Origin of the sequence: Nocardia sp. CDC153 (genome assembly GCF_035818515.1) — a bacterium.
In the GTDB taxonomy this organism is placed as follows: Bacteria; Actinomycetota; Actinomycetes; order Mycobacteriales; family Mycobacteriaceae; genus Nocardia.
Genome location: NZ_JAYKYU010000003.1, coordinates 568,095 through 592,502 on the forward strand (window position 1 = coordinate 568,095; position 24,408 = coordinate 592,502).

Here is a 24,408-nt window from a genome sequence, read left to right on the forward strand (position 1 = left end):
GCCGGAACGCTCAGGCGACGGTGTGACGGTCGAAGAATTCGGTGATCGCCTTGCCGAAAGCCGGGCCGTCCTCGAGCGGCAGGGCGTGACCGGCGTCGAACTCGAGGTATTCGGCGGCGGGAATGGCATGGGCGACCTCACGTTGCTCGGCGATCGGGACGATCTGATCCTGGGCGCTGGCGAGCACCAGTGTGGCAGAGGTGATGCGCGGGAGCAGGTCTCGAATGTCGGCGTCGCGGTCGGCGGCCACCTGCACGGCATGGCCCGGCGTGAGGAGACCGGCGAAGGCGGCGACGGTGTCCTCGAAATCGGCCGCGCTCCACGACGCCGGGGTTTCCGGCTTCAGCACGGTCAGGGGCAGCAGCCGGGCCAGCGCGGCGGGGTCGGTGCGCAGCAGGTGCAGCCACAGCTCGAACAGGGCGGCGGCGCGGGTCCCGGTGGCCGCCCACGGAGCGTGCAGGACAAGCGAATTCACGCGCTCGGGGTGGCGGGCGGCCAGCGCGGCCGCCGTGACCGCACCCAGCGAATGCCCGGCCAGGTGGAAGCTCGTCAATCCCGCGTGGTCAGGGGCGGCCAGGACCTGGGCGGCCAGATCGTCGACGGTCACCGCGTCCGGGGCCGTGGTGGCACCGGATCCGGCGTAGTTGGGGGCGACGACCGTGTAGCGCTCGCCCAGTTCCGCCATGAGTTCGGCCCAGTTGGCCTCGGCGTTGGCGAAGGTGCCGTGGACCAGCACCACGCCCGGACCGCTGCCGGTGACGAGGTATTCGACGCTGCTGGGGCCATTGCTGAGGGTGACGGGTGCGAAAGGCATGGGATCCAACCGTTCTCGTGATTGTGTATAGGGGTTCAGGCCGCGATGAGGGCGGGTTCGGTCGCGACGGCCCGGGGGCGGTCGGCGGCCAGGCTACGAAGGGCGACTGTCAAACCGGTGGCAGTCACCAGCGCACCGGCGAGATTCAAGGTGGGGTAACCGAATCCGGCGTTGAGCAGCGCGCCACCCAGCAGCGGTCCGACGGTATTGGCCAGGTTGAACGCGGCCACATTGGTCGCCGAGGCGAGGGTGGGCGCGGCCTGCGCCTTGGCCATGACGCGCATCTGCAGCGGGGCGAGGGTGCCGAAAGCGGCCGCGCCGAACAGGAATACGGTCACGCAGGTGGCGGCCTTGTCGTGAATGGCGAGGGTGAGCACGGCCAACACCAGCGCCAGCAGTCCCAGCGCCACGGGGACGGCGGCGCGCGGGTAGCGGTCGGTGAATCGTCCGCTCACCAGATTGCCGACCACGGTGCCCAAGCCGAACAGCATGGTGATCCAGATGACCGAGCCGCTGGCGAAACCGGTGATCCGCGTGGCCATTTCGGCGATGAAGGTGTAGGAGGTCATGACGCCGCCGAAGCCCAGCACGGTGATCAGCAGGACCAGCAGCACCTGCGGCTGGCGCAGGGTGGTGAACTCGGTGCGCAGGTCGCCCTGGGCGGCGCGTTCGGCGCGCGGCACCAAGGTGGCGACTCCGGCCAGACCGACGGCTGCGCAGACGGCCACGATCCAGAAGGTGGCCCGCCAGCCGAGTTGCTGCCCGATCAGGGTGCCGAACGGCACGCCCAGCACGGTGGCCAGTGTCGCGCCGCTGATCACGAGCGAGAGTGCCCGCCCGCGCTTGTCGGCGGTGACCAGTTCACCGGCGGCCACGATGCCCACGCCCATGAACGCGCCGTGGGCCAGGGCCGCGAGGATGCGGCCCGCCATGAGCACGGCGTACCCGGGTGCCAGCGCCGAGATCACGCTGCCGAACAGAAACAGGGTCATGAGGCCGGTCAGCAGGCGGCGGCGTTCGACCGTGCCGGTGAGGGCGGTGAGCACCGGCGCGCCGATGACCACGCCGAGGGCGTAGCCGGAGACCAGCAGGCCCGCGGCCGGAATCGAGGCGTGCAGATCGGTCGCGATATTGGGCAGCAGCCCCGCGACCACGAATTCGGTGAGTCCAATGGCGAAGGCGCACAGGGCCAGCGCGAAGACGGCGATGGGCATGGAAAGTCCTTGGGGAAGAGAACGAGTGGAATGCGCCGGGGCGGGACGGCGCGCCGCGGGCGGCTCGGTGGCGGGTCGGGGACTCGGATCGAGCGACCGCGGCGGACCGACGGGCTCCGACTACTTGCCGTCGGCGGTGAGGCGGCCCGCGGTGCCCCAGCTGTCGGCGGGGGTCTCGTGGATCCAGACCTGCACGGCCTCGGCCGGGATCTGGTAGGCGTCGACGAAGGCGTCGGTAATGCGGCGCACCAGGTCGCGCTTCAGCTCGACGGTGCGGGGACCCTGCTGCACGGTGACGATGGGCATGACTGTTCTCCTTCGCGAAAAGCATTGGGATGCAGGCCATCTCGGAATCCTTGTTTCCGAGTTCCGATCCGTTCGGCGGCCTGAGAACAGTTCACCGGAATTCCATGCCCCGACCAATGGGCAGGTCGCTAGCGCAGCGATAAGCGATCCTTATCGTGCGGAACCTATCGTGCGGAATCCGCGAGCAACGCGCCCAGCAGGCGCAGATTCGGCGAGGCGGCGTCCGCGCGCACCGCCAGCGCGATGGGCAGACTCATGCCCGCGTCCGCGAAGGGGCGGAACGCCACCCGGGGGTTGTGGACCTGCCGGGCATTCGACTCGTAGACGACGGTCCACATGGGTGAACCCGCGCCGATGGCGGCGAGGGTGTCCTGCAGCGTGGTCGAGGTCGGGGCGGGCACCGGCTCGAATCCCGCACGGGCACAGGCGTTCAGGACCAGATCCACCAGCGCCGGATGGTTGCGCCGCTCGGTCAGCCGCAGCGGGACGGTGGCCAGATCGGTCAATCGCACCGAATCCTGTTTGGCCAGTGCGTGTTTGGCGGGCAGCGCCACCACCAGCGGATCGTCCCAGGCGGGCAGGAAATCCAGCTCCGGGCTCGCCTCGGGTTCCGGCGACCGCACGAACGCGGCATCCAGCCGACCGTCGGCCACCTGTGTCAGCCGCTCCCGCACCGGCAGCGCCACCAATTCCACCTGCACCTGCGGCGCTTTGTCGGCGAAGGCGTCGAGCACCGCGTCCAGTCGCTCGCCGAGGCCGGTCACCGTCCCCAGCCGGAACACCTCGGCCCGCCCGCCCGCGAGCTCGGCGACCGTCGCCCGCGCCTGATCCGCCGCCGCCAGCACGCCGCGCGCCGCGGGCAGGAACCGCAGCCCGGCCTCGGTCAACCGCACCCGCCGCGGCGACCGGTCCAACAACTGCACGCCCAGATCCCGCTCCAGCCGCTGCACCTGCTGACTCACGGCGGGCTGCGCGATGTGCAGCCGCTCGGCCGCCCGCCCGAAATGCAACTCCTCGGCGACCGTCACGAAATACCGCAGTTGACGCAACTCCACCCGCCCATCCAAACATCACCCCGGCTGCGCCCCTCCGCTCCGGGTCCGCTCGGCATCCCGATCGGCAACGCGCATCCTCACACGGTGAGCGCGTGCCGTTCGGCCAGGCGGGCCAGCGCCGCCGCGGCCGGGGAATTCGGCTCGGCGGTGTAGAGGACCAGCAGTTGATCGGGATCGCCCGGGAGGGCGAGGGTTTCGTAACCGAGGTCCAGGCGGCCGACTTCGGGGTGGTGGATGAGCTTGGTCCCGAAGGTCTTCTCCTTGACCGGGTGGGCGGCCCAGTGGCGGCGGAACTCGGGGCTGCGGGCGGAGAGCTCCGCGACCAGGGCCTCGATTTTCGGGTCGTCGGGGTGCAGGCCCGCGTCGAGGCGGAGGTAGGCGACGGTTTCGCCCGCCACGGTTTCCCAGTCGGGGTAGAAGGTCGGGGCCGCGGGCTCGAGGAAGAGATACCGGGCCTGGTTGCGCTCCGATGCGGGCACCCGGGAGAAGCCGGAGACCAAGTCGCCCAGGGCATTCCACGCCAGCACATCCATGCGGCGACCCAGGATGAAGGCCGGGGCGGTGAGGGCGTCGAGAATCAGGCGGGCACCCGGCCGGATGGTGTCGGTGTAGACCCCCGAGGCCGTGGTCGGGCGGGCGTCGACGGTTCCGGTGGGGCGGGCCAGGGCGTAGAGGTGCAGGCGTTCCGGATCGGTCAGGCGCAGGGCACGGGCGACGGCGTCGAGCACCGCGTCCGAAACGTGTTTGCCGCGACCCTGTTCCAGGCGGATGTAGTAGTCGACGCTGACACCCGCCAGCTGCGCCACCTCCTCGCGCCGCAACCCGGGGACGCGACGGCGGCCGTATTCGCGCAGACCGGCCTCGGCCGGCTGGATGCGGGAGCGGCGGGAGCGCAGGAAATCGCCCAGGTCGTTCGACATGGTTTCCAGCCTACGAATCGATCCTGGTACTGGCAGACCCAGGAACACCTTCACCCTCGTTGACCCGCTTGCGGGCTCGCAAGATGAGTGCACACCAGCGAGAGCGAAGGAAGAAAAATGAGCTACGAGAACCTGACCGGTCGGACCGCCGTCATCGCCGGAGCCGCCAGCGGCATGGGCGAGGCCACCGCGCTGCTGTTGGCCCGCAATGGGGCCAAGGTGGCGCTGCTGGCGCGGCGGGCGGATCGGCTGGAGACCCTGGCCGCCAAGATCGAGGCCGAGGGCGGCACCGCGCTGGCGGTGGCGGTGGACGTCACCGATTCGGCAAGCGTCACCGCCGCGGCCGAGGCCGTGCACGCAGCATTCGGATCGGTCGATCTGGTGGTCAACTCGGCGGGCGTCATGCTGCCCAACCCCATTGCCGACGGCCGCGAGGACGAGTGGGCCCGCATGCTGGAGACCAATGTGGCGGGACGGCTGCGCATGATCCGCGCCTTCCTGCCCGACCTGCTGGCCGCTGGCGAGGCGGGCCGCAGCGCCGACCTGGTGAACATCTCGTCCATCGGGGCGCATGTGGCCTTCCCCAGCTACGCGGTGTACGGGGCCACGCAGGCCGCCATCACCCAGCTGTCCAACGGGCTGCGCGCCGAGCTGGGCGCGCGCAAGGTGCGGGTCACCAATATCGAACCCGGCCTGACCGACACCGAACTGGGCAATCACATCGACAATGCCGAACTGAGCGGACAATTGGACGGCATGTTCGAGTTCATGGAGTCGCTGCGCGCGGACGATATCGCCGATCTGATCGCCTACACCACCAGCCGCCCGGCCCACGTGAACCTGCGCCAGGTCATCGTGCTGCCCACCCAGCAGGTTTGAGAGGTTTCCGGGGCATGATCACCGCCTGCGTAGGGTGGGATCATGCGGGTGGGACGAGGGCTGCAGGGACTGTTGGCATTCGCGCTGCTGATCGCGGTGGTGGTGGCCACCGCGTGGGCGCAACAGCCGCACGGCTACCGGGACGCGGACGCACCGGCGGATGTGTTCAGTGCGACAAGGGCATTCACCACGATCGACGCCATCGCCCGGCAGCCGCATCCGGTCGGGACCGCCGAACACGATCGGGTCCGCGACCTGCTCGCGGACCAGCTGCGAAAACTCGGGGCGCAGACCGAGATTCGCACGGGTGTCGGGCGGTTTCCCGTCGGACTGCTCGATGACGATCCCAATATCGGCCTGGTCCACAATATTGTGGGCCGGTTCCCGGGCAAGGACTCGACCGGCACGGTTTACCTTGTCGCCCACTACGATTCCGTGCCGTCCGCACCGGGCGCGAACGATGACGGGGCGGGCGTCGCGGCCGTCCTGGAATCGGTTCGCGCACTGCGCGCGGGCGGTGCCAACGCATTGCGCAACGACCTGGTCGTCTTGCTCACCGACGGTGAGGAACCCGGACTGCTCGGCGCGGAAGCCTTTGTGGCGTCCGGTGATTACGACCGCGAGCACGGCGTGGTCATCAATCACGAGGCGCGCGGCACCGGCGGACCGTCTCTGCTGTGGCGGCTCACCCGGCCCGAGGGTGGCCTGATCGAGGCGGTGGCGCAGGCGGTTCCGAATCCGAACACCGATTCGCTCACCACCGCCATGGCGGGCGACGCGACCTCCAGCAACTCCGATTTCACGGCCTTCCGACCCGGTGGGCTGCGGGTGCTGGACTGGGCGTACACCGGCTCGAGCGCGTACTACCACAACCGGCTCGACGATCCGTCCCACGTGCATCTGCCCACGCTGCAACAGCTCGGCCAGAACACCCTGTCCCAGATACACGAGTTCGGGAACGCGGATCTGCGGGACACCGCGGACGGTTCGAATCCGGCGTTCTTCCCGCTCCCGTTCGGTGTGCTGGTCGTGGTGCCGGTCTGGGTGATCATCGCGCTGGCGGTGCTGCTGGTGCTCGCGGTGGCGTGGACGATTCGGCAGGTGCGGCGCACCGGCGAGGCGAGTCTGCCGCGCATCGCACTCGCGGCCCTCACCGCGATGCTGACGGTGCCATTCGCCATGGTCGTCACGTTCGGGTGGTGGGCGCTGATGCAGGCGATTCGACCGGACTACGCGACCGGGCCGGTCGACCCCTATCGTTCCGGATTCTTCCAAGCCGCCGTGCTTTTCGTGTCCGTCACGCTGCTGCTGGCCTGGTATGTGTTCGCGCGCAGGGTTTTCGGATCCACCGCGGCACCGGTCGGACTGCTGACGGGCGTGGCGGTGATCGGCGCGGTGTTCGCGGCCGCCGCTCCCGCCGCCGCCGCGCTCCTGGTCGTACCGGCCTGCGCCGCGGCCGTGGGCGTGGCGCTCGCGTTCGTGGTGCCGGAGCGTTGGCGACTGCCGCTGATCACCGTATTCCTGCTGCCCGCAGCCGTTTTCCTGGGTCTGTCCGCCTGGTCCGGCCTGCAATCCGGGCTGGCCACCGCGCCGTATCTGACCGCGCCCGTCATCGTGCTGCTGGGCGGATTGCTGTTGCTGGCACCGGCGCACTCCTGGCCGCCGCGCCGCGCCTGGCCGATTCCGCTCACCGCGGTCGCGATCGTCTGCGCGCTCACCGCCGCCGGGCTGGCCGTCGACACCTTCGACGCCCAGCATCCGCGCCGAACCCAATTGGACTACGCGCTCGATGCGGACAAGGGGCAAGCACAGTGGATCTCGGCGCTCGCACCCGACGACTGGACCCGCGCCTTCGTCACCGCCGCCGACCCGGACCCCAAGTACACCGGCCTGTCCGACCGCGTGGTGTCGAGCGGACCGGCTCCGGTGCAACAACTCTCCGCGCCGAAGGCCGAGATACTCTCCGACACCACCGATTCCGGTCAGCGAACCCTGCGCCTGCGGCTGACTTCACCGCGCGGCGCACCCCGCGTCGATCTGCGCTGGGACGCCGACCTCACCTCGCTGCGGGTCGCGGGACGTGCGATCACGCCGGTGCCCGCCACGGGTTTTCACTGCTACGCCGTCCCGGCCGAGGGCATCGAGGTGGAGCTGGTGGCCCCGGCCGGTCCGCGCACGCTGCGGCTGGCCGACTACTCCTGGCTACCGGACTCCCACCTGGACGCACTGCCGAAACTGCCCGACGACCACTACTACCGTCAGGACAGTGAGGCGGCCGTATTCAGCACGCTCGCACTGCCGTAACCGACGAGCTGACCGATCGGCACCGACCCGAGCCGCCCATGATGGTCCAGCTCACCGTCGCCGCGCCAGCAGCCCAGTTCGCCGGTGCGGAACATCCGCTCGCCGGGGCGGCCGTAGGGATCGGCCACGAATCGGCCGCCGGTGAGTCCGGAACGGTGGTGGTAGCCGCGCGCCAATCCCGCTCCGGCCACATAGATCTCACCGACCACGCCGGGCGGCAGCAGATTCATCTTCTCGTCCAGCACATAGCAGCGCCCGCCGACCACCGGTCCGCCGATGGACACCGCGGCATGCTGCGCCGCCGCGCCCAGGGGTCGGCTCATGGTGGCGCACATGCCCGCCTCGGCCCAGCCGTACCCGGTCACGAACGACCGTCCGGCCGACCAGATTCCGGTCAGCTTGGGCGGGCAGGGCGCGCCCGTGGTAGCGAGCAGCCGCAGCTGCGGCAGCGGCTCGGCACCGGGCAGGGTGGCGAGAATGTGCGGGGTCAAGACCGCGTGGGTGACCTCGGCGTCGGCCATGAGCTCGTAGAGATCCGCGCCCGCGTAGGGTCCGGCCGGGGCCAGCACCAGGGCCGCCCCGGAAGCCAAGGCCAGCAACAGTTCCCACACCGCGGTGTCGCGGCCCGGCGCGGCCGCGGCCAACACCCGGGCGTCCGGATCGGTATCGCAGCGTTGCGCCTGGGTGACCACGAGATTGGCGAGCCCGGCGTGGGTGATGGTCGCGCCGCGCACGATTCCGCTCGACGCCTGCGGGTAGACGACATACGCCGGATGCTGCAGCCGCAGTGGCCGCACCCGCTCGGCATCGGCGACCGGCGCCGCCAGCGGGGCCGAGAACACCCCGCCCGTCCCCGGGGCGCTCTCACCGCTGGTCCGGGCGAGCGGCGCGTGCGCGCCCCCGGCCACCAGCGCGCGGGCTCGCGCGTCGAGCACTGCCGGATCGTCGCCGTCCCGGGGTACCACCGGATCCACGGCCATCCAGCCCAAACCGCCCAATACCGGCAGTTGGTCGCGCCGGTAGTCGGTCGTAATCCCGGCGACCGCACCGGAATCCGCGAGGATCGGCGCGATGCGGGCAGGCGGCGTGTCCGGGTCCACCGAGAGGAAGGCGGCCCCGGCGTGCGCGACCGCGCACACCGCCACCACCCAGGCCGGGGAGCGCGGCAGCGCCACGGCGACCACATCCTCGGGGCCGATGCCCGCGCCGATCAGTCTGCGCGCCAAGCTGTTCGCGTGCTCGGACAGCTCGCGGTAGGTGAGGGTGAGGTACCCGCAGACCACGGCCGGGGCCTCCGGATCGTAGGACGCGGCGCGGCTGAGCAGCTGGGGTAGCGTCAGCGCGACGGCCGTGCTGGTGTCGTTCCATTGGCGTAGCTTTCGCTGCCAATCGAACGTGGAGTCGCCGGAGCGGGCGGACTCGGTGGTGCGGCCGTCGAATGCCGGTGCGTTTTCGCAAACATCCGGAGAATCGGCGAGCATTGTCCCTCCCGAGGGTCGAGACCTGCGGATTGCGCCGGAGCGCGGCGGTTTCGCGCTCCGACTGCGGACAGTACAGCACCGGAGCAGCAAGTCCGGCGCTATTCCCGCGCGCCGCGAAGAGTCGATGATCAGGCGTTATGTGGACATGCGATCAAACCCGCGCGGCACCCACGAGATCGGCCCGATACGGGGTCGCATCGGGCCGATTCTGTCCGCCGGACCGGGCAGTGGCCGGACGGTTCCCGGGGCAGGTGTGCCGGGATCGGGGTCGGAGAGGGATCCGACCCCGAAAACCTACGGTAGCCAAGCCATTCCCCGAGCGGTATCGGTTACTTGTCCTAACTTCTGGGACGCTGCGGCAGCTGGGGCGCGCACGGTGCGGCTCTCATGCCGTATACACCGCGACTCGCCCCAGGTTGCGGCGGGTTTCGACGAGTTCGACCGCGGCGTCGATTCGCGCCAGCGGAAGCACGGTGTGGCGCGGGCGGATTCGCCCCTCGGCCAAGAGCGTCCACAGTTCGGCGCGCCATTCGTCGAGCAGGCCGGGCAGGGTGCGGCTCAGCAGACCCATCGAGAAACCGGTGACGGTCTTCAACTCGGCGAGCAGCGTATTGGCATCGACGCTGCCGCCGTAGGCGCTGAAGGCGATCAGACGGCCGTGCGGGGCAAGGGTTTCCACGCCGCGCTGCACCATGTCACCGCCGACGCCGTCGAGGACGATATCGACCTTCTCGGTCCAGTCCCGCACGTAGGTGAGCACCTCGTCCGCACCGCAGTCGCGCAGGAACTCGGCCTTGTCCGCGGACCCGACCGCCGCGATCACCCGTCCCGCGCCGAGCGCCTTCGCCAACTGCACGGCCAGGTGACCGACGCCGCTGGCCGCGCCCGTGACCAGCACCGACTCCCCCGCGGCAAAGCGGGCGGTCCGCAACAGCCCGAACGCGATGACACCGCCGCGAACCATCGCCAACGCGTCGGCGGCCTCGACCCCGTCCGGAATCTCGGTCATCAATGGCGGTGCGGCGAGGGCGTATTCGGCATACGCACCCTCGAAAACCACTCCCCCGACCCGCTTTCCGACCCATTCGGCCAGCTCCGGCGCGGCCGCCACGACCGTCCCGACGATCTCGCCGCCATCGGGTCCGCCCGCGCCGCGTTCCAGCATTCGCACCAGCCCGACGCTCACACCCGCCAACTCGGTGCGCACCAACAGTTGCCCCGGACCGGGCGTGAGCTCCGCGGCGGTGACCAGGTCGGCGCGGCGGCCGGAGAACTGAATCTTGCGCATCGGTACTGCCTTTCCTCATTTCTTATGTTGGACCTAAATTTAGGCCTATACGGTTTCGTGTGTCAAACCTAAATTTCACCCCACCCGGAACACGCTGGTAGGGGCATAAAAAAGCGCGGCGGTCGTCCGGAGACGACCGCCGCGCTGGCGTGCGGGGTGGGCTAGCTGTCGACCTTCTCGTGCTCGACGACCGCGTGATGCTTCGAGCCCCAACCGACGTGGGCCTCGGCGCGCATGCGCTCGACCATGTGCGGGTAGTGCAACTCGAACGCCGGGCGCTCGGAGCGGACGCGCGGCAGCTCGTAGAAGTTGTGCCGCGGCGGCGGGCAGGAGGTCGCCCACTCCAGCGAGTTGCCGTAGCCCCACGGATCGTCCACGGTGACCGGTTCGCCGTAGCGGTAGGACTTGAAGACGTTCCACACGAACGGCAGCACCGACGCGCCGAGGATGAACGATCCGATGGTGGAAATGGTGTTCAGCGAGGTGAATCCGTCGCTGGGCAGGTAGTCGGCGTAGCGGCGCGGCATGCCCTGGTTACCCAGCCAATGCTGCACCAGGAAGGTGGTGTGGAAGCCGACGAAGGTGGTCCAGAAGTGCCACTTGCCGAGCCGCTCGTCGAGCATGCGGCCCGTCATCTTGGGGAACCAGAAGTAGATGCCCGAGTAGGTCGCGAAGGCGATGGTGCCGAAGAGCACGTAATGGAAGTGCGCCACCACGAAATACGAGTCCGAGACGTGGAAGTCCAGCGGCGGCGAGGCCAGCAGCACGCCGGTGAGCCCGCCGAAGAGGAACGTCACGATGAACCCGCACGCGAACAGCATGGGCGTCTCGAAGGTGAGCTGACCGCGCCACATGGTGCCGATCCAGTTGAAGAACTTCACACCGGTCGGGACCGCGATGAGGAAGGTCATGAACGAGAAGTACGGCAGCAGAACGGCACCGGTGGCGTACATGTGGTGCGCCCACACCGCGATGGACAGCGCCGCGATGGCGAAGGTCGCGTAGACCAGGGTGGTGTAGCCGAAGATCGGCTTGCGGCTGAAGACCGGGAAGACCTCGGACACGATGCCGAAGAACGGCAGCGCGATGATGTACACCTCCGGGTGGCCGAAGTACCAGAACAGGTGCTGGTACAGGATCGCCCCGCCATTGGCGGCGTCGTAGATGTGCCCACCGAGGTGGCGGTCGTAGGCCAGGCCGAACAGCGCGGCGGTCAGGATCGGGAAGGCCACCAGGATAAGGAAACTCGTCACGAAGATGGTCCAGGTGAACACCGGCATGCGGAACAGCGTCATGCCCGGGCAGCGCAGGCAGACCACCGTGGTGATCATATTGACGCCGCCGAGGATGGTGCCCAGACCGGAGACCGCCAGACCCAGAATCCACAGGTCACCGCCGACGCCGGGCGAGTGCACGATGTCCGACAGCGGGGTGTACGCGGTCCAGCCGAAGTCGGCCGCGCCGTTCGGGGTGAGGAATCCGGCGGTGGCCATGCTCGCGCCGAACAGATACAGCCAGTAGCTCAGCGCGTTCAAGCGCGGGAAGGCGACGTCGGGCGCGCCGATCTGCAACGGCAGCACCACATTCGCGAAACCGAAGACGATGGCGGTCGCGTAGAACAGCAGCATGATCGTGCCGTGCATGGTGAACAGCTGGTTGAACTGCTCGGTCGAGAGGAACTGCAAGCCCGGGCGCGCCAGCTCGGCGCGCATGAGCAGCGCCATGATCCCGCCGATCAGGAAGAAGGTGATGGCGGTGGTCAGGTACATCATCCCGAGCATCTTCGGGTCGGTCGTGGTGATCGCCTTGTAGATGAACGAGCCCTTCAGACCGCGTCGCGCGGGAAACGGGCGCGCCCAGTCCACATTCTGTTCGGGCTTTGGAGCAACTGCTGTCACCACGTCCTCCTCGGGAGGGGTTCCGTCCAGCTCTACCAATCGGGGCACATAGAACGGCGCACAGCGTACCTACAGCAAATAGATCTTCGCCGAAAACACTCCGGGTGGAGCGAATCGGGATCGAACTGCAAGATACTGCAGGGCTATCGCCGGGATGTCGGCGGCCTTCCGGTCGGCCGCGGGCGGGCGGCGCGCGGGTTCGACGCACCCGGCGTGCAATCCTGGCATCGGGGCGCGCATCGAGTAGGGTCCTGGCCGTGGGGGTCAGCTCGACATCCAGCGAAACCGACCGGCTGGAACCAGTTTTGGTGCGTTGTTCAACGGCAGTTCATCCGCTGACGTCACGAAAACCTCATAGGTCAGGCTTCATTATCACCACCATGTCTCGCTCGCTCCGCGCCCGCATTGCCACCGTCGCCGTGGTCGGCACCCTCGGCACCCTGCTCGCCGCGGGCGCCGCCACCGCCACCGACGAACCCAAGGCCGTCATCCACGGCCGCGCCGAGGTGACCGCGCGCGTCACCGGCGAGAAGCCGGGCAACCGCTGCCAGATCGCGGCCGCCGACGTCAGCGGGCCGTGGGGCACCGTCGGCGCCGACGGGACGGTCGCGCTGACCCTTGGCCGTGGCCAGGACAGCGGGAAGAAACTCCGCGTGATCTGCGAGGATCCCAAGCGCGGCGACACCAGCCTGCACACCGTCCGGTCCGATCGCGTCACCTTCGACGGCATCCTCTCCCCCATCCGCCAGATCATGCACAACCGCTTCTTCGGGACTCGATAACAACTCTCGTGACTCTCAGGGGCTTCGCCCCCGAACCCCCGTGAATCTCGGGGCGCTGCCCCGAACCTTCTCAGGGCGCTGCCCTCCGAAACCCCTCAGTGTCCGGCGCGGGCGGCGGCCACCGCGGCGCGGACGGCTGGGACGGTTTCGGTGGCGAAGTGGTGGACGGGTTCTTCGCCGTCCGGGTCGACCGGGAGCAGGAATTCGCTGATGCCCTGGGACAGGGCCACTTCGGTGAGTTGGGCGGGGGTCATGGTGGGGTCGATGACGTAGGCGCGGCGGATCAAGGCGGGTACTCGGCCCGCTTCGCGAGCGCCGGTGTCGATGGCGGACATCAGGTCGGGGAGGCGGCCGGGTGGGGCGTAGCTGTAGCTACCGAGCCAGCCGTCGGCGAGCTCACCGGTGAGGCGGAGGGCGCGCGGGCCGTAGACGCCGAGCCAGATGCCGATCGAATGCGCCGGGGGCGGACCAGGTTTCGCGCCGCGCAGGGGGTAGAACTCGCCCGCCAGCTGCGAGCGTTCCCCCTCGCCCCAGAGGGCGCGCAGCATGCCGATGGCCTCGCGCAGGGCGGCCAACGCCTGCCCCGGGCCGCGCCGGGTGCCGCCCATCGCCTCGATGGCGTCCCAGAACGCGCCCGCGCCCAACCCGAGCTCGACGCGACCCCCGCTGAGCAGATCCAGGCTGGCGGCGCTGCGGGCCAGCACGGCGGGCGGGCGCAGCGGCAGATTCGCGACCGCGGGCATGAGGGTCAGGTTCCGGGTGACGGCGGCCAGGTAGGACAGCAGGGTCCAGGTGTCCAGGAAGGCCGGTTGATACGGATGATCCTGTACCGCCAGCACTTCCAGCGCGGCGTCGTCGGCGTGGCGAACCAGGCGCAGCAGCGCACGCCCGCGTGCCGCCTCGGGCGGAACGAAGATTCCGAACCTGAGCTCATGCCCGTAATCCGCCATAGCGAATATCAAGCTACCCGCCGGGTTCGACCGGTTCGGGCCATCCCGCGTCGGCTCGGCGAGTCCCGTTGACCATCTCCGTTTCAGATCGTGATCAACCGGCAATCCGAATCCATAGTCGTTGCCCGCCAACGAATTACAATCGAGAGCGGGCCGACGGGGGCGCGGCCCGGTCTTTTCGGCACTCGGGCCGCGCGCGAGGCGGCCGGTGAAAGGACGTGCGGGGTGCAGGTTCACAGCACGATCGATATGGCGCACAAACACCTGCGGAAGGTCGACCCATCGGCCCTGCGGCACGCGCGGAACCGGTTGGCGGAGACCGGAATAGCGCGCCTGGGCTTCCTGCTGCCGCACCGGGTCAAACGCATGATGGCCGCCGAGGCGCTGGCCCTGCTCGACCATCACCGGCAGTGGGGCGAACTGCTGCCCGAGGGCGAGGGCACCGCGCGCCAGCGCATCGATCTGACCCAGCAGGAGGTGGCGGCGCACGCGTCCTGCATTCCGGGGCTCTACGACTGTGAACCCTTGCGGCACAGCCTCTCCGTGATCACGGCCGAGCCCGTGCTGCCCTGCCCCGACGCCACCCGCTACACCGTCAGTCGCCTGCACCACGACGACGCGATCGGCCAATGGCATTGGGACGACTTCGCTTTCGCCCTCATCCTGCTGGTGGAATGCCCGCCGCTGTCCGACGGCGGCTTCGTGCAGACGGTGGCCCACACCCGCCGCGACTGGGACCACGCCGATGTGTATCGGACCTTGACGCGCAACCCGATTCACTCGTGGGAACTGCATCCCGGCGACCTGTATCTGATGCGCGCCGACACCACCCTGCACCGGGTGCACCCGTTCGTGAACGGCCGCCGCACCACGGTCTCTCTCGCCTTCGCCTCGCGCACCGACGCCGAGCGCGAACAGGCGCGGCGGGAGGCCGAACTCGCACCGCGGTAGCAAGCGGTCGGCACGATCCCGGACCGGGCGCGTCGCCGCTGCTGTGCGTTTGCGCTCATCCGATAGGGGTAACGCGAATCATATAGAGTGGTAACTTGATTCATCGTTAACACAGCGGGGGGCAGTGTCGCCGCACCGTGTCCGCTCCGGGCAGTTCTGCCCTCCCGCTTTAGGCGACCCCCATGGACCTTCTCAATCCTCTCGACGCGATCTTCCTGGCCATCGAATCCCGCGAACACCCCATGCACGTGGGCGGCCTGCAACTGTTCGAACCGCCCGAGGACGCCGGACCCGAGTACACCCGGGAACTCTTCGCGGCCATGTCCGCCGCCTCCGAGGTGCGCCCTCGATTCCGCCGCCAACCCAGTCGCCTGCTGGGCGGGTTCTCCAGCCTCGCGTGGTCGCATGCCGACACCGTGGACATGGGCTACCACCTGCGCAGATCGGCCCTGCCCGCACCCGGTGGGCTGGCGGATCTGCTGGACCTCACCGAGCGCCTGCACGGCATCCTGCTGGACCGGCACCGCCCGCTGTGGGAGGCCCGGCTCATCGAGGGTCTGGACGACGGGCGCTTCGCGGTCTACATGAAAATGCATCACGCCCTCATCGACGGCGTCTCGGCCATGCGGCTGCTGCAGCGCACCCTCACCGACGATCCGTTCGACACCCGGCTGAACGTCCCGTGGGGCACGCCGCCGCCGGTCCGCGACGACACCGTCGAACCCGAAAGCCCTTGGGCGCAACTGCGCCGGGCCGTCCCCCGCATGCTGCGGGCCACCGGGTCGATCGCCGCACCGTTGCGGGGCGTGCTCGACGGACGCCTCACCCTGCCGATGACCGCGCCGCGCACCCTGTTCAACACCTCCATCGGCGGGGCCCGGCGCATCGCGGTGCGGTCCTGGCCGTTGGAGCGGATCAATGCCGTGCGGTCGACCACCGGGGCCACCGTCAATGACGTGGTGCTGGCCATGAGCGCCGCCGCGCTGCGGTCGTATCTGCTGGAGCGGGACGCGCTGCCGGACGAGCCGCTGATCGCCATGGTGCCGGTGAATATTCGCAGCGCCGCCGAATCCGATACCGCCGAGGGCAATATGGTCGCGGCCTGCCTGGCGAATCTGGGCACCCACATCGCCGATCCGGCCGAGCGGCTGCGGGTCATCAGCACGTCCATGCGCGAGGCCAAACAGGTGTTCACGCAATTGCCGAAGCTGGAGGCCATGGCGTTGTCGGCCGCGCTGATGACGCCGCTCGGGGTCTCGCTGCTGCCCGGATTCGAGGCGTTGCCGCGAATGCCGTTCAATCTGGTGATCTCGAATGTGCCCGGACCGCGGAAACCTGTCTATATGCAGGGCGCGCGGCTGGACGCCAATTACCCGCTCTCGATTCCGTTCGAATCGCAGGCCATGAACATCACGCTGACCACCAATGGCGACAATCTCGATTTCGGACTGGTCGGCTGCCGACGGACCGTGCCGGATCTGGATCGCATGATCGACCATTTGGAGAGCGGTCTGGCCGAGCTGGAAAGGGCCACCGCGTGAAGGGCGTATCGGGTACCGCCTGAGGGCTCATTAGGCTGGGCCGGTGGAATGGTCCAAACTGCGGGAACAGAGCCTGATTCTCGAGGATGCGGCGGTCTTGGCCTTGAACAAGCCCGCCGGCATCTCGGTGACCGGCGAGCGCCACGACACCGACATCGTGGAAATGGCCGCGGCACAGGGCGAGACGCTGTACCCGGTGCATCGCATCGACAAGGTCACCTCGGGTCTGGTGCTGCTCGCCAAGCAGTTGCCCGCGCACGGTGAGCTCACCCGGCAGTTCACCAAGCGCACGGCCGAGAAGGCCTATCTGGCCGTCACCGAATCCACCGGTCTGCCCGAGCACGGCGTCATCGACCTGCCCTTGAGCGTCGGCCGCAAGAACCGGGTCCGCATCGCCGCACCCCGCGAGAGCATTCGCCGCGCGGGCGACACCTGGCTGGTCGACGAGCAGGAGGTGCTCGCGGGCAAGAACTATCCGTCGGTCACCGAATTCACCACCGTCGCCCGCACGGATGCGCACACCGTGTTGGCGCTGCGCCCGATCACCGGTCGGCGGCATCAAATTCGCGTGCACCTGGCCTGGATCGGTCACCCCATCGTCGGCGATCCGCTCTTCGACAAATCCGGCGCGCACGCGCGCACCCATCTGCATTCGTGGCGGCTGGCGCTGGCGGCGTCGTGGCGGCCGGACGGTCTGCTGGAACTCGAGGCCGAGCCGGGAGCGGATTTCTGGCAACCGGTGTCGGCGGCGCTCACCGCGGACCCGCGGCAACTGTTGAGCAGCGCAAGCGAACTCATGGCGCGGGCCACACCGACCGGGCATTGATATTGCTTCGCTATATTGGGTGGCGGGTCTCACCGGCGCACATCCGGGCAGGTCAATTAGCCTCATGGGGGTGACCGCGGTGCGGCGGCACCGCCGGGCGCAATGTCGCGGCCCTTCAGAGAAAGCGAACGCCGATGGTTCTGGTGGCTCAGCTCAGTGACACCCATTTCAATATGGGCGCACGCAATGTCGAACGCGTGGAACGGGTCATGGCCTTTCTCGCCGAGCTGCCGCAGCGACCGGACCTCATCATCGTCACCGGCGATATCGCCGACGAGGGTGAGGTCGAGGAGTATCAGCAGGCGCGTCTGGCGCTCGCCTCCGAGGTGCCGGTCCTCGTGCTCCCCGGCAATCACGATGACCGCGGCAACCTGCGCCAGGTGCTCTTCGGCCAGGATCCCGGCTACGAACCCATCAATGCCGTGCACCGCGGCGACGGCGTGACCGTGGTCCTGTTGGACTCCAGCATTCCCGGCAAGCCCGAGGGCCATCTCGACGAGGTGACCTACGCGTTCCTCGAGGACGCGCTCGAGCGGACCGCCGCCGACGATGTGGTGCTGGTGGCCATGCACCATCCGCCGGTCGCCGTGCAGTCCACCGTGGTGGATCCGATTCGCCTCACCAATCCCGAGCGCCTGGCCGAGATCGTGGCGGGCGACGCGCGCATCGCCGCCGTCCTCACCGGCCACGTGCACGCCGGGCTCATGACGAGCTTCGCGGGCAAGCCGCTGATCGTGGCCCCCAGCGTCTCCTCCACCATCGGCTGCGAATGGGAAACGGCCGCACCGGGACACGTGCCGATCGACTTCGCACCCGACCCGTCGCTGGTGTTCCACTCGATCACCGATGCCGGACTGCTGTCGATGTTCCGGCCGGTCGCCATGGGCGGCTGGCTCAGCGAACCGGCGGAGTGAACGCGCCGTGCCGGTAGACCGACGGGGTGGTGCCGGTCCAGCGTTTGAAGGCGTGAATGAACGTGGACGCCTCCGCGTAGCCCAGCCGGATCGCCACATCGCTGACCGACAGCGGTGTGGCCGTGAGCATTTCCTCCGCCAGCGCGCGCCGCACCTCGTCGAGCAGCTGCCGGTAGCTGGTGCCCGCGGCGTCCAGGTGGCGGCGCAGCGTGCGGGTGCTCATATTGAGATCCCTTGCCACGGCGTCGATTCCGGGTGGCACCGCGAAACCGTCCACCCCGCCGCGCGGGACCAGGCGACCGCGCACCTCGGCCGCGATGCCGGTGCGGGAACGCCGGCGCGACACCAGGTCCCGGCACTGTGCCAGGCACATGGCCCAGGTGTGCTCGTTGGCCTGCGGCAGCGGCTGCTCCAGGACGGCCGGGTCGAGCGAGAAGGTGGTGTGCGGCTGGTCGAAATGCGGGTGCAGGCCGTAGATCTCGGTGTAGAGGTCCAGGCTGGGCGGGGCCGGGAAGTCGAAGTCGGCGCGCAGCAGTTCGACGCGGTGGCCGAGCAGATCCGAGAGCACCTGGTGCATGGCCGTCACATCGCGTTCCACCAGGAAGCGCCGCACATCCGCGGGCACCCGCTCATCGTGGATGCGGGCGACGAATTCGCCCGGCTGCCAGCGGGCCGCCGGTATGCAGAAGGTGAAGCTGAGTTCCAGGTAGCGCAGCGCGAAGGAGATGGCCTCGCCGAGGGTGGGGCTGCTGACGCAGGCGAATCCGAAGATGCCGAAGGTGGAGATGCGATACCGCCGCCCCACCTCCAGGCCCAGGTTCGGGCGCGGCCCCAACTCGCGCACAAGATTCCGAATGACGGCGAGTTCGGTGTGCGCGTCGATCTGCGCGTCCGGGTCGGCCAGCTGTTTCTCGGTGAGGCCGCTGCCCGCCAGCATGCGCGCCGTCGCCACCCCGTGTTCGCGGGCGAAGCCCACCATGAGCGCCACACTCGCCACGCCGCGCGGGAAATCCCAGTCCCTGATCCCCGCCTCCTGCACAGTGCTCATAGCCTGATTATGGCCGAAATTCTCGATCTTCTCGCCCACTAAATCGGACGCCCGCTCCTACAGTGAGAAGGGACCTTCGATGTGAGGAGCACCACAATGCCGTCGGTCATCATCATCGGCGCCGGATTCGGCGGACTCGGCATGGCGATCGAGTTGCAGCGCAATGGCTTCGGTGAGTTCACCATCCTCGAGAAGGCCGCCGACCTGGGCGGGGTGTGGCGGGAGAACACCTATCCGGGCGCGGCCTGCGACGTGCCGTCCCCGCTGTACTCGTTCTCCCGCGAGCCCAAACCCAAGTGGCGGCAGCGGTATTCGACCCGCGAGGACATCTGGGCGTACATGCGCGGGGTCGCCGAACGGCACGGGCTGTTGGACGCCATCGTGTTCGGGGCGGATGTGACCGAGGCGGAATTCGACGAATCGACCGGACGCTGGACGGTCTCGACCGCCGACGGCGTGACCCGCACCGCGGACATCCTGGTGTCGGCGGTCGGGCAGCTGTCGCGACCGGCCATGCCCGCCATACCCGGGATCGAACGCTTCGCCGGGGAGTCGTTCCATTCGGCGCAGTGGGATCACTCGGTTGACTTGGACGGAAGGCGGGTGGCCTGCATCGGCACCGGGGCCAGCGCTATCCAGTACATACCCGAAATCCAGCCGCGCGCCGCGCATTTGACGGTTTTCCAACGCACCGCGCCATGGGTGCTGCCCAAGTTCGACACCGACTACAAGCCGGTGCATCAGCGGATTCTCGTCGAGATTCCGGGAATGCCGGTGGCCGAACGCTTCTCCTGGTGGGCCATCGCCGAATTCGTCGCACTGGGGTTGGTGGAGTTTCCCGGCATCGTGCGCATGGTCTCGCGGATCGCCGAGAAGCATCTGGCGGAGCAGGTCACCGATCCGGTGCTGCGCGCCAAGCTGACACCCGACTACCCCATCGGCTGCAAGCGCGGATTGTTCTCCAACGACTTCTATCCCGCCCTGTGCGAACCCAATGTGGAGGTCGAGACCACCGCCATCACCGAGATCGTCCCCGAGGGCATCCGCACCGCCGACGGCGTCACGCACCCGGCCGATGTGATCATCTACGGCACCGGATTCAAGGGCACGGAATTCCTGTGGCCCATGAAGATTCGCGGCCGCGGCGGGCGCAACCTGTCCGACGTGTGGGAGGGCGGCGCACACGCCTACCTCGGCATCACCGTCCCCGAATTCCCCAATTTCTTCATGGTCTACGGCCCCAACACCAATTTGGGCGTCGGCTCCATCATCTACATGATCGAATCCCAGGCCCGCTACATCCGCCACGCCATCCAACTGCTGGCCGAACGCCCCCACACCTTCCTCGAGGTCCGCCCCGAACCCGAACGCGCCTTCAACGACGCCCTCCAACAACGCCTGGCCCGCACCCCCTGGAACTTCTGCACCAGCTGGTACCGCACCGCCTCCGGCCGCATCACCAACAACTGGCCCGGCACCACCCGCAGCTACCGCCGCCGCACCCGCAAACTGCACCTCCCCGACTACACCTTCACCCCAATCCGCGGCTGATCCGTCTGAACGGGTGACCGATTCGGTGACCTATTCGTGGGCCTACTGTGGGGATCGGCGATCTTGCTAGAGTTCGCCGTCGCCCTTTGTCCAGGGACGGTGGGCGTTCGATCAGAGGACCGGGTGGGGATGAAGCGTGTGATCGGGGTGGCGTCGGCATGGGCGGCGGCCGCCGTCGTGACGATGGGCGTGGCGAACGCGGCCGTCGAGGATGTCGGCAATGGCGACCCGAATGTCCTGGCGCAGCAGCAAATTCGCCAGCTGGCGGTCGGCACCGACATCGCCGCCGACACCTGGGTCTTCACCCCGCCCGCGAGCAATCTCACCTGCTACTGGGCCTACGTCCCCTACCCGGGCCACGACGCCCAGGGCACCCCGTACTCCCCCTGGCCCGACACGGTCCACCTCGTCGGCCCCACCGGCTGGACCGAACACCTGGCTCCCAGCGCGATTATCGAGACCAACTGCTACCTGCACCGATAACCGGCCTGGGCGGCAAGCCCGCACACCCCGCGGTCTCGCCTTCGACAAATGATCCGCAAGACATCGACAGTGAGGAACCGATCATGCTCGACATCATCAACGTCCTGTTCAACCTGTTCAGCAAGGGTTTCAACGTCGCCCAAACGGGGTCGTCCTACATGCAGCAGAAGCAGCACTGACGAAGATCGCCGGAGCGGTCGGGCATTCGGCTGTCGGCGATCCGGGCTCGTGGCGATACTGCCCCGAGTCTGTGGAGATGTTGAGAGGTCGCCGTGGGTAGGGGGTCGGACACGGCAGACTGGTAGGCGTGACCGATTCGTACCGGATTCGCGGCGGCCTGAGTGAACAGGTCGGCGTGTCCCGCGCCGGGAGTTCCAGGGTGGCGTTGCCCACGGGGGCTTTGCGGCCGATCGAGCTGGCGGCGGCGGCCGTGTTGGGCGGGGCGACCGTCGCGCTGGTGACCGTCGGATCCCTGGTGCCGTTCGCGGCCGCGCTGCAGTTGGTGGCGGCGGTGCCGATGGGGTTGCTGGCGCATCGCTATCGATTCCGGACGCAGTTGGCGACCACCGTCGCGGGAACACTGGTCACCTTCGTGGCGGCCGGGTTGCTCCCGGCGGAGAACCTGGTCGGGGTCGCGGTGATCGGGGGGATCATCGGGACCGTCAAGCGCAGGCGCGGCGGGCTGCCCGCGGTGGTGGCGCTCTCGGCGGTGGCCGGAACCATCATGGCCGCCTTGACCGTCGGCATGCTGCTGGTGCTGGCCCGGTCGCGGCATCTGCTCTTCGACACCATTCGCAATACCGCCAAGGGCGTGGAAAACCTTGCCGCGCGGCAGTCTTGGCTGGAGCCATTGGGCCGGGCGGTCGCCGACCTCACCGATACCGTCCTGCACTGGTGGTGGGCGTTCGTCGGCGGCGGCATCATTGCCGCGATGGTGGCCAGCGGCGTATTTTCCTGGTTCGTCCTGGGTTCGGTGCTGGACCGGCTGACCTGGCTGCCCGGCCGCAATGATCTGCTGGACGCGCCCGTCGACGATCGGCCGGTGGCGCCGCTGCCGGTCACCTTGCGGGAGGTCGGCTTTCGCTATCCGACGGCGCGCGCCGATGCCCTGCACGGCATCGATCTGACCGTCGATATCGGCGAATTCGTGGCGATCGTCGGCCACAACGGCTCCGGAAAGTCCACGCTCACCAGGATTCTCGCGGGCCGCCCGCCGACCGCCGGCACCGTCACCCGGCCGGGCGCGGCGGGCCTGGGCGTGCGCGGCGGCACCGCCATGGTGTTGCAGCGCCCCGAAAGCCAGACCCTCGGCGTGCTCGTGGCCGATGACGTGGTGTGGGGCCTGCCCACCGACCACGCCGCCGAAGTGGACATCGAGGGCCTGCTCGCGGAGGTCGGCCTGGCCGGGATGGGCGGTCGCGAGACCTCCACCCTGTCCGGCGGTCAGCAGCAGCGACTGGCCGTGGCCGCCGCCCTGGCCCGCCAGCCCACCCTGCTCATCGCCGACGAGGCCACCTCGATGATCGACCCGGACGGCCGCCGCGACCTGGTCGCCCTGCTGGCGGCCCTGCCCCGACGGCACCCCATGGCGGTCGTGCTGGTCACCCATCACGAGGCCGATGCGGCCGCCGCCGACCGCGTGGTCCACCTGGCGGGCGGTCGCGCCGTCGAGCATTTGCCCGCCTGGCCGCGCCCGCTCGGCGGTCCGCGCCGCCGCCCCGTGGGCGACACGGTGCTCGAATTGCGCGGCGTCGCACACACATACAACCGCGGCACCCCGTGGGAGGCCCCGGCCCTGCACGGCATCGACCTGAGCGTGCGGCGCGGTGAGGCCCTGCTCGTCGTGGGCGGCAACGGTTCCGGGAAATCCACCCTGGCCTGGATCATGGCCGGGCTCACCACACCCACGGCGGGCACCTGCGAGCTGCGCGAGTTCACCCGCACCCGGCCCGTGCACAAGCGAATCGGGGCCGTGCAGTTGGCCTTTCAGCATTCCCGCCTGCAGCTGCAGCGCCAGACCGTGGGCGAGGAGATCGAGGACTGGGGCGGGCGCGGCACCTACGCGGTCGCCAAGGCGCTCGACGCGGTGGGCCTGGATCGCGCGCTGGCCTCGCGGTCCATCGAGGAGCTCAGCGGCGGCCAGGCCAAGCGGGTGGTGCTGGCGGCGATCGTGGCCAGCCACCCGCAGGTGGTGGTGCTCGACGAGCCGCTGGCCGGACTCGATCCGGAGAGCCGCGCGGGGGTGGTGGAACTGCTTGCCCGACTACGGGATTCGGGTCTCACCCTGATCGTCATCTCCCATGATGTCGCCGACATGGCCGCGGTGTGCGACCGCACGGTGCATCTACGCGACGGGCGTCTGGTCGAAAACGACTCCGCCGCAACCCGATACCCGACCCACGATGTCCGCGGAGGCGTCCGATGAGCAGTGTCGTCCTGCGCGAGGTCCCGGTCGACAGCCCGGTGCACCGACTCTGGGCCGGTACCAAGATGATCGGCGTCTTCGCCTTCAGCCTGCTGCTCATGTTCGTTCCGTCCTGGTGGCTGCTTGGCCTGGCCACGGTGTTCCTCATCGGCGTCTTTCTGCTCGCGAAGCTGCCCCTGGGCACGCTGCCGCGCTTCCCCTGGATGGTGTGGATCGGCATCGCCATCGGCGCGGCCATCAACGCGCCCGTCGGCGCCTCGGCGCTGCTGCGATACGCGCAGGTCGTCGTGTTCGGATTCCTGTTGCTCGGCTCCTCGTTCCTGGTCGCCTGGACCACCCCGATGGGTGAGATCGCCCCGGCGCTGGCCAAACTCGGCGCGCCGCTGAAGAAGATCGGCTGGACCCGCCACGGCGTCCGCCACACCGTTCCGGTCGACGAGTGGGCCGTGGTGGTGGCCCTGACCCTGCGCGGGCTGCCCCTGCTGCTCGAGGAGATGCGCATCCTGCGCGCGGCTCGCAAACTGCGGCCCAAGGATTCGCTGCTGCACCGCGCGGCCGAGAATCCGCTGGTCGACATTCTGACCGCGAGCATGGCCGTGTCGACCCGGCGCGCCGGTGAACTCGGCGAGGCCATCACCACCCGCGGCGGGACCGGCGAGCTCACCGCCCGCCCCGGCGCACCCGGGCGCGCCGACGCGGTGGCGCTGCTGGTGGTGGCTTTGATGTGCGGGCTGGGCGTCGCTGTCGAACTGCTGTTTTAGTACGACTCGAGCCGAAA

The 24,408-nt window shown here is 69.0% G+C and carries 20 protein-coding genes and 1 pseudogene; 11 read left to right on the forward strand and 10 right to left on the reverse strand.

The window, feature by feature from the left end; genetic code table 11:
* Positions 1-10: 10 nt before the first annotated feature.
* The 5 genes and pseudogenes from VMT65_RS19190 to VMT65_RS19210 form a co-directional block, all read right to left on the reverse strand.
* Positions 11-814, reverse strand: coding sequence for an alpha/beta fold hydrolase (locus tag VMT65_RS19190; protein WP_326309689.1), 804 nt, complete (start codon positions 812-814; stop codon positions 11-13).
* Between the two features lie 35 nt (positions 815-849).
* Positions 850-2,055, reverse strand: a pseudogene (locus VMT65_RS19195) (MFS transporter); the annotation flags it as partial.
* Between the two features lie 93 nt (positions 2,056-2,148).
* Positions 2,149-2,334 carry a 4-oxalocrotonate tautomerase DmpI gene (gene dmpI, locus VMT65_RS19200; RefSeq protein WP_036545806.1) on the reverse strand — a complete coding sequence of 62 codons (186 nt, stop codon included), beginning with the start codon at positions 2,332-2,334 and terminating at the stop codon, positions 2,149-2,151.
* Positions 2,335-2,498: 164 nt separating this feature from the next.
* Positions 2,499-3,389: a LysR substrate-binding domain-containing protein gene (locus VMT65_RS19205; RefSeq protein ID WP_326309690.1), complete on the reverse strand. Its 891-nt coding sequence runs from the start codon at positions 3,387-3,389 to the stop codon at positions 2,499-2,501.
* Between the two features lie 77 nt (positions 3,390-3,466).
* Positions 3,467-4,309 carry a helix-turn-helix transcriptional regulator gene (locus VMT65_RS19210; protein WP_326309691.1) on the reverse strand — a complete coding sequence of 281 codons (843 nt, stop codon included), beginning with the start codon at positions 4,307-4,309 and terminating at the stop codon, positions 3,467-3,469.
* Positions 4,310-4,426: 117 nt separating this feature from the next.
* On the opposite strand from VMT65_RS19210, the gene VMT65_RS19215 reads away from it, so the two are divergent.
* Entirely contained in the window at positions 4,427-5,188 is a 762-nt protein-coding gene (locus VMT65_RS19215) for an SDR family oxidoreductase (RefSeq protein WP_326309692.1), read from the forward strand.
* A gap of 42 nt (positions 5,189-5,230) precedes the next feature.
* Positions 5,231-7,492, forward strand: coding sequence for a M28 family peptidase (locus VMT65_RS19220; RefSeq protein WP_326309693.1), 2,262 nt, complete (start codon positions 5,231-5,233; stop codon positions 7,490-7,492).
* On the opposite strand, the gene VMT65_RS19225 is transcribed toward VMT65_RS19220, so the two are convergent.
* From VMT65_RS19225 to ctaD, 3 genes are all read right to left on the reverse strand, one after another.
* A complete protein-coding gene (locus tag VMT65_RS19225) occupies positions 7,447-8,973 on the reverse strand; it encodes an AMP-binding protein (protein ID WP_326309694.1) in 1,527 nt (508 codons plus the stop codon). The genes VMT65_RS19220 and VMT65_RS19225 overlap by 46 nt on opposite strands.
* Positions 8,974-9,358: 385 nt before the next feature.
* Positions 9,359-10,261, reverse strand: coding sequence for a quinone oxidoreductase family protein (locus tag VMT65_RS19230; protein ID WP_326309695.1), 903 nt, complete (start codon positions 10,259-10,261; stop codon positions 9,359-9,361).
* A gap of 161 nt (positions 10,262-10,422) precedes the next feature.
* Positions 10,423-12,159, reverse strand: a complete 1,737-nt coding sequence (gene ctaD, locus VMT65_RS19235; RefSeq protein ID WP_326309696.1) for an aa3-type cytochrome oxidase subunit I — start codon at positions 12,157-12,159, stop codon at positions 10,423-10,425.
* Between the two features lie 380 nt (positions 12,160-12,539).
* On the opposite strand from ctaD, the gene VMT65_RS19240 reads away from it, so the two are divergent.
* A complete protein-coding gene (locus VMT65_RS19240) occupies positions 12,540-12,941 on the forward strand; it encodes a hypothetical protein (protein WP_326309697.1) in 402 nt (133 codons plus the stop codon).
* A gap of 95 nt (positions 12,942-13,036) precedes the next feature.
* Here VMT65_RS19240 and VMT65_RS19245 read toward each other — a convergent pair whose 3' ends face one another.
* Positions 13,037-13,891 carry an LLM class flavin-dependent oxidoreductase gene (locus VMT65_RS19245; RefSeq protein WP_326309698.1) on the reverse strand — a complete coding sequence of 285 codons (855 nt, stop codon included), beginning with the start codon at positions 13,889-13,891 and terminating at the stop codon, positions 13,037-13,039.
* 225 nt (positions 13,892-14,116) lie between these two features.
* Here VMT65_RS19245 and VMT65_RS19250 point away from each other — a divergent pair, with 225 nt between their 5' ends.
* The 4 genes from VMT65_RS19250 (at position 14,117) to VMT65_RS19265 (ending at position 18,123) form a co-directional block, all read left to right on the forward strand.
* Positions 14,117-14,842: a HalD/BesD family halogenase gene (locus tag VMT65_RS19250; RefSeq protein WP_326309699.1), complete on the forward strand. Its 726-nt coding sequence runs from the start codon at positions 14,117-14,119 to the stop codon at positions 14,840-14,842.
* Between the two features lie 182 nt (positions 14,843-15,024).
* Positions 15,025-16,383, forward strand: a complete 1,359-nt coding sequence (locus VMT65_RS19255) for a WS/DGAT/MGAT family O-acyltransferase (protein WP_326309700.1) — start codon at positions 15,025-15,027, stop codon at positions 16,381-16,383.
* Between the two features lie 43 nt (positions 16,384-16,426).
* Positions 16,427-17,209, forward strand: coding sequence for an RluA family pseudouridine synthase (locus VMT65_RS19260; RefSeq protein WP_326309701.1), 783 nt, complete (start codon positions 16,427-16,429; stop codon positions 17,207-17,209).
* A gap of 134 nt (positions 17,210-17,343) precedes the next feature.
* Positions 17,344-18,123: a metallophosphoesterase gene (locus tag VMT65_RS19265; protein ID WP_326309702.1), complete on the forward strand. Its 780-nt coding sequence runs from the start codon at positions 17,344-17,346 to the stop codon at positions 18,121-18,123.
* Here the strand turns inward: VMT65_RS19265 and VMT65_RS19270 are convergent.
* Positions 18,104-19,171 (reverse strand): AraC family transcriptional regulator, encoded by a 1,068-nt coding sequence (locus tag VMT65_RS19270; RefSeq protein ID WP_326309703.1) that lies wholly within the window; start codon positions 19,169-19,171, stop codon positions 18,104-18,106. The genes VMT65_RS19265 and VMT65_RS19270 overlap by 20 nt on opposite strands.
* A 96-nt stretch (positions 19,172-19,267) precedes the next feature.
* On the opposite strand from VMT65_RS19270, the gene VMT65_RS19275 reads away from it, so the two are divergent.
* The 4 genes from VMT65_RS19275 (at position 19,268) to VMT65_RS19290 (ending at position 24,391) form a co-directional block, all read left to right on the forward strand.
* Positions 19,268-20,722 carry a flavin-containing monooxygenase gene (locus VMT65_RS19275; RefSeq protein WP_326309704.1) on the forward strand — a complete coding sequence of 485 codons (1,455 nt, stop codon included), beginning with the start codon at positions 19,268-19,270 and terminating at the stop codon, positions 20,720-20,722.
* A gap of 129 nt (positions 20,723-20,851) precedes the next feature.
* On the forward strand, positions 20,852-21,205 hold the full coding sequence (locus VMT65_RS19280; RefSeq protein ID WP_326309705.1) for a hypothetical protein: 354 nt from the start codon (positions 20,852-20,854) through the stop codon (positions 21,203-21,205).
* 355 nt (positions 21,206-21,560) lie between these two features.
* Positions 21,561-23,630, forward strand: a complete 2,070-nt coding sequence (locus VMT65_RS19285; protein ID WP_326310299.1) for an ABC transporter ATP-binding protein — start codon at positions 21,561-21,563, stop codon at positions 23,628-23,630.
* The gene (locus tag VMT65_RS19290; protein WP_326309706.1) at positions 23,627-24,391 is read left to right on the forward strand and encodes an energy-coupling factor transporter transmembrane component T family protein; all 765 of its coding nucleotides are present in this window, start codon (positions 23,627-23,629) and stop codon (positions 24,389-24,391) included. Before VMT65_RS19285 ends, VMT65_RS19290 begins: the two co-directional genes overlap by 4 nt.
* The last annotated feature ends 17 nt before the right edge of the window (positions 24,392-24,408 follow it).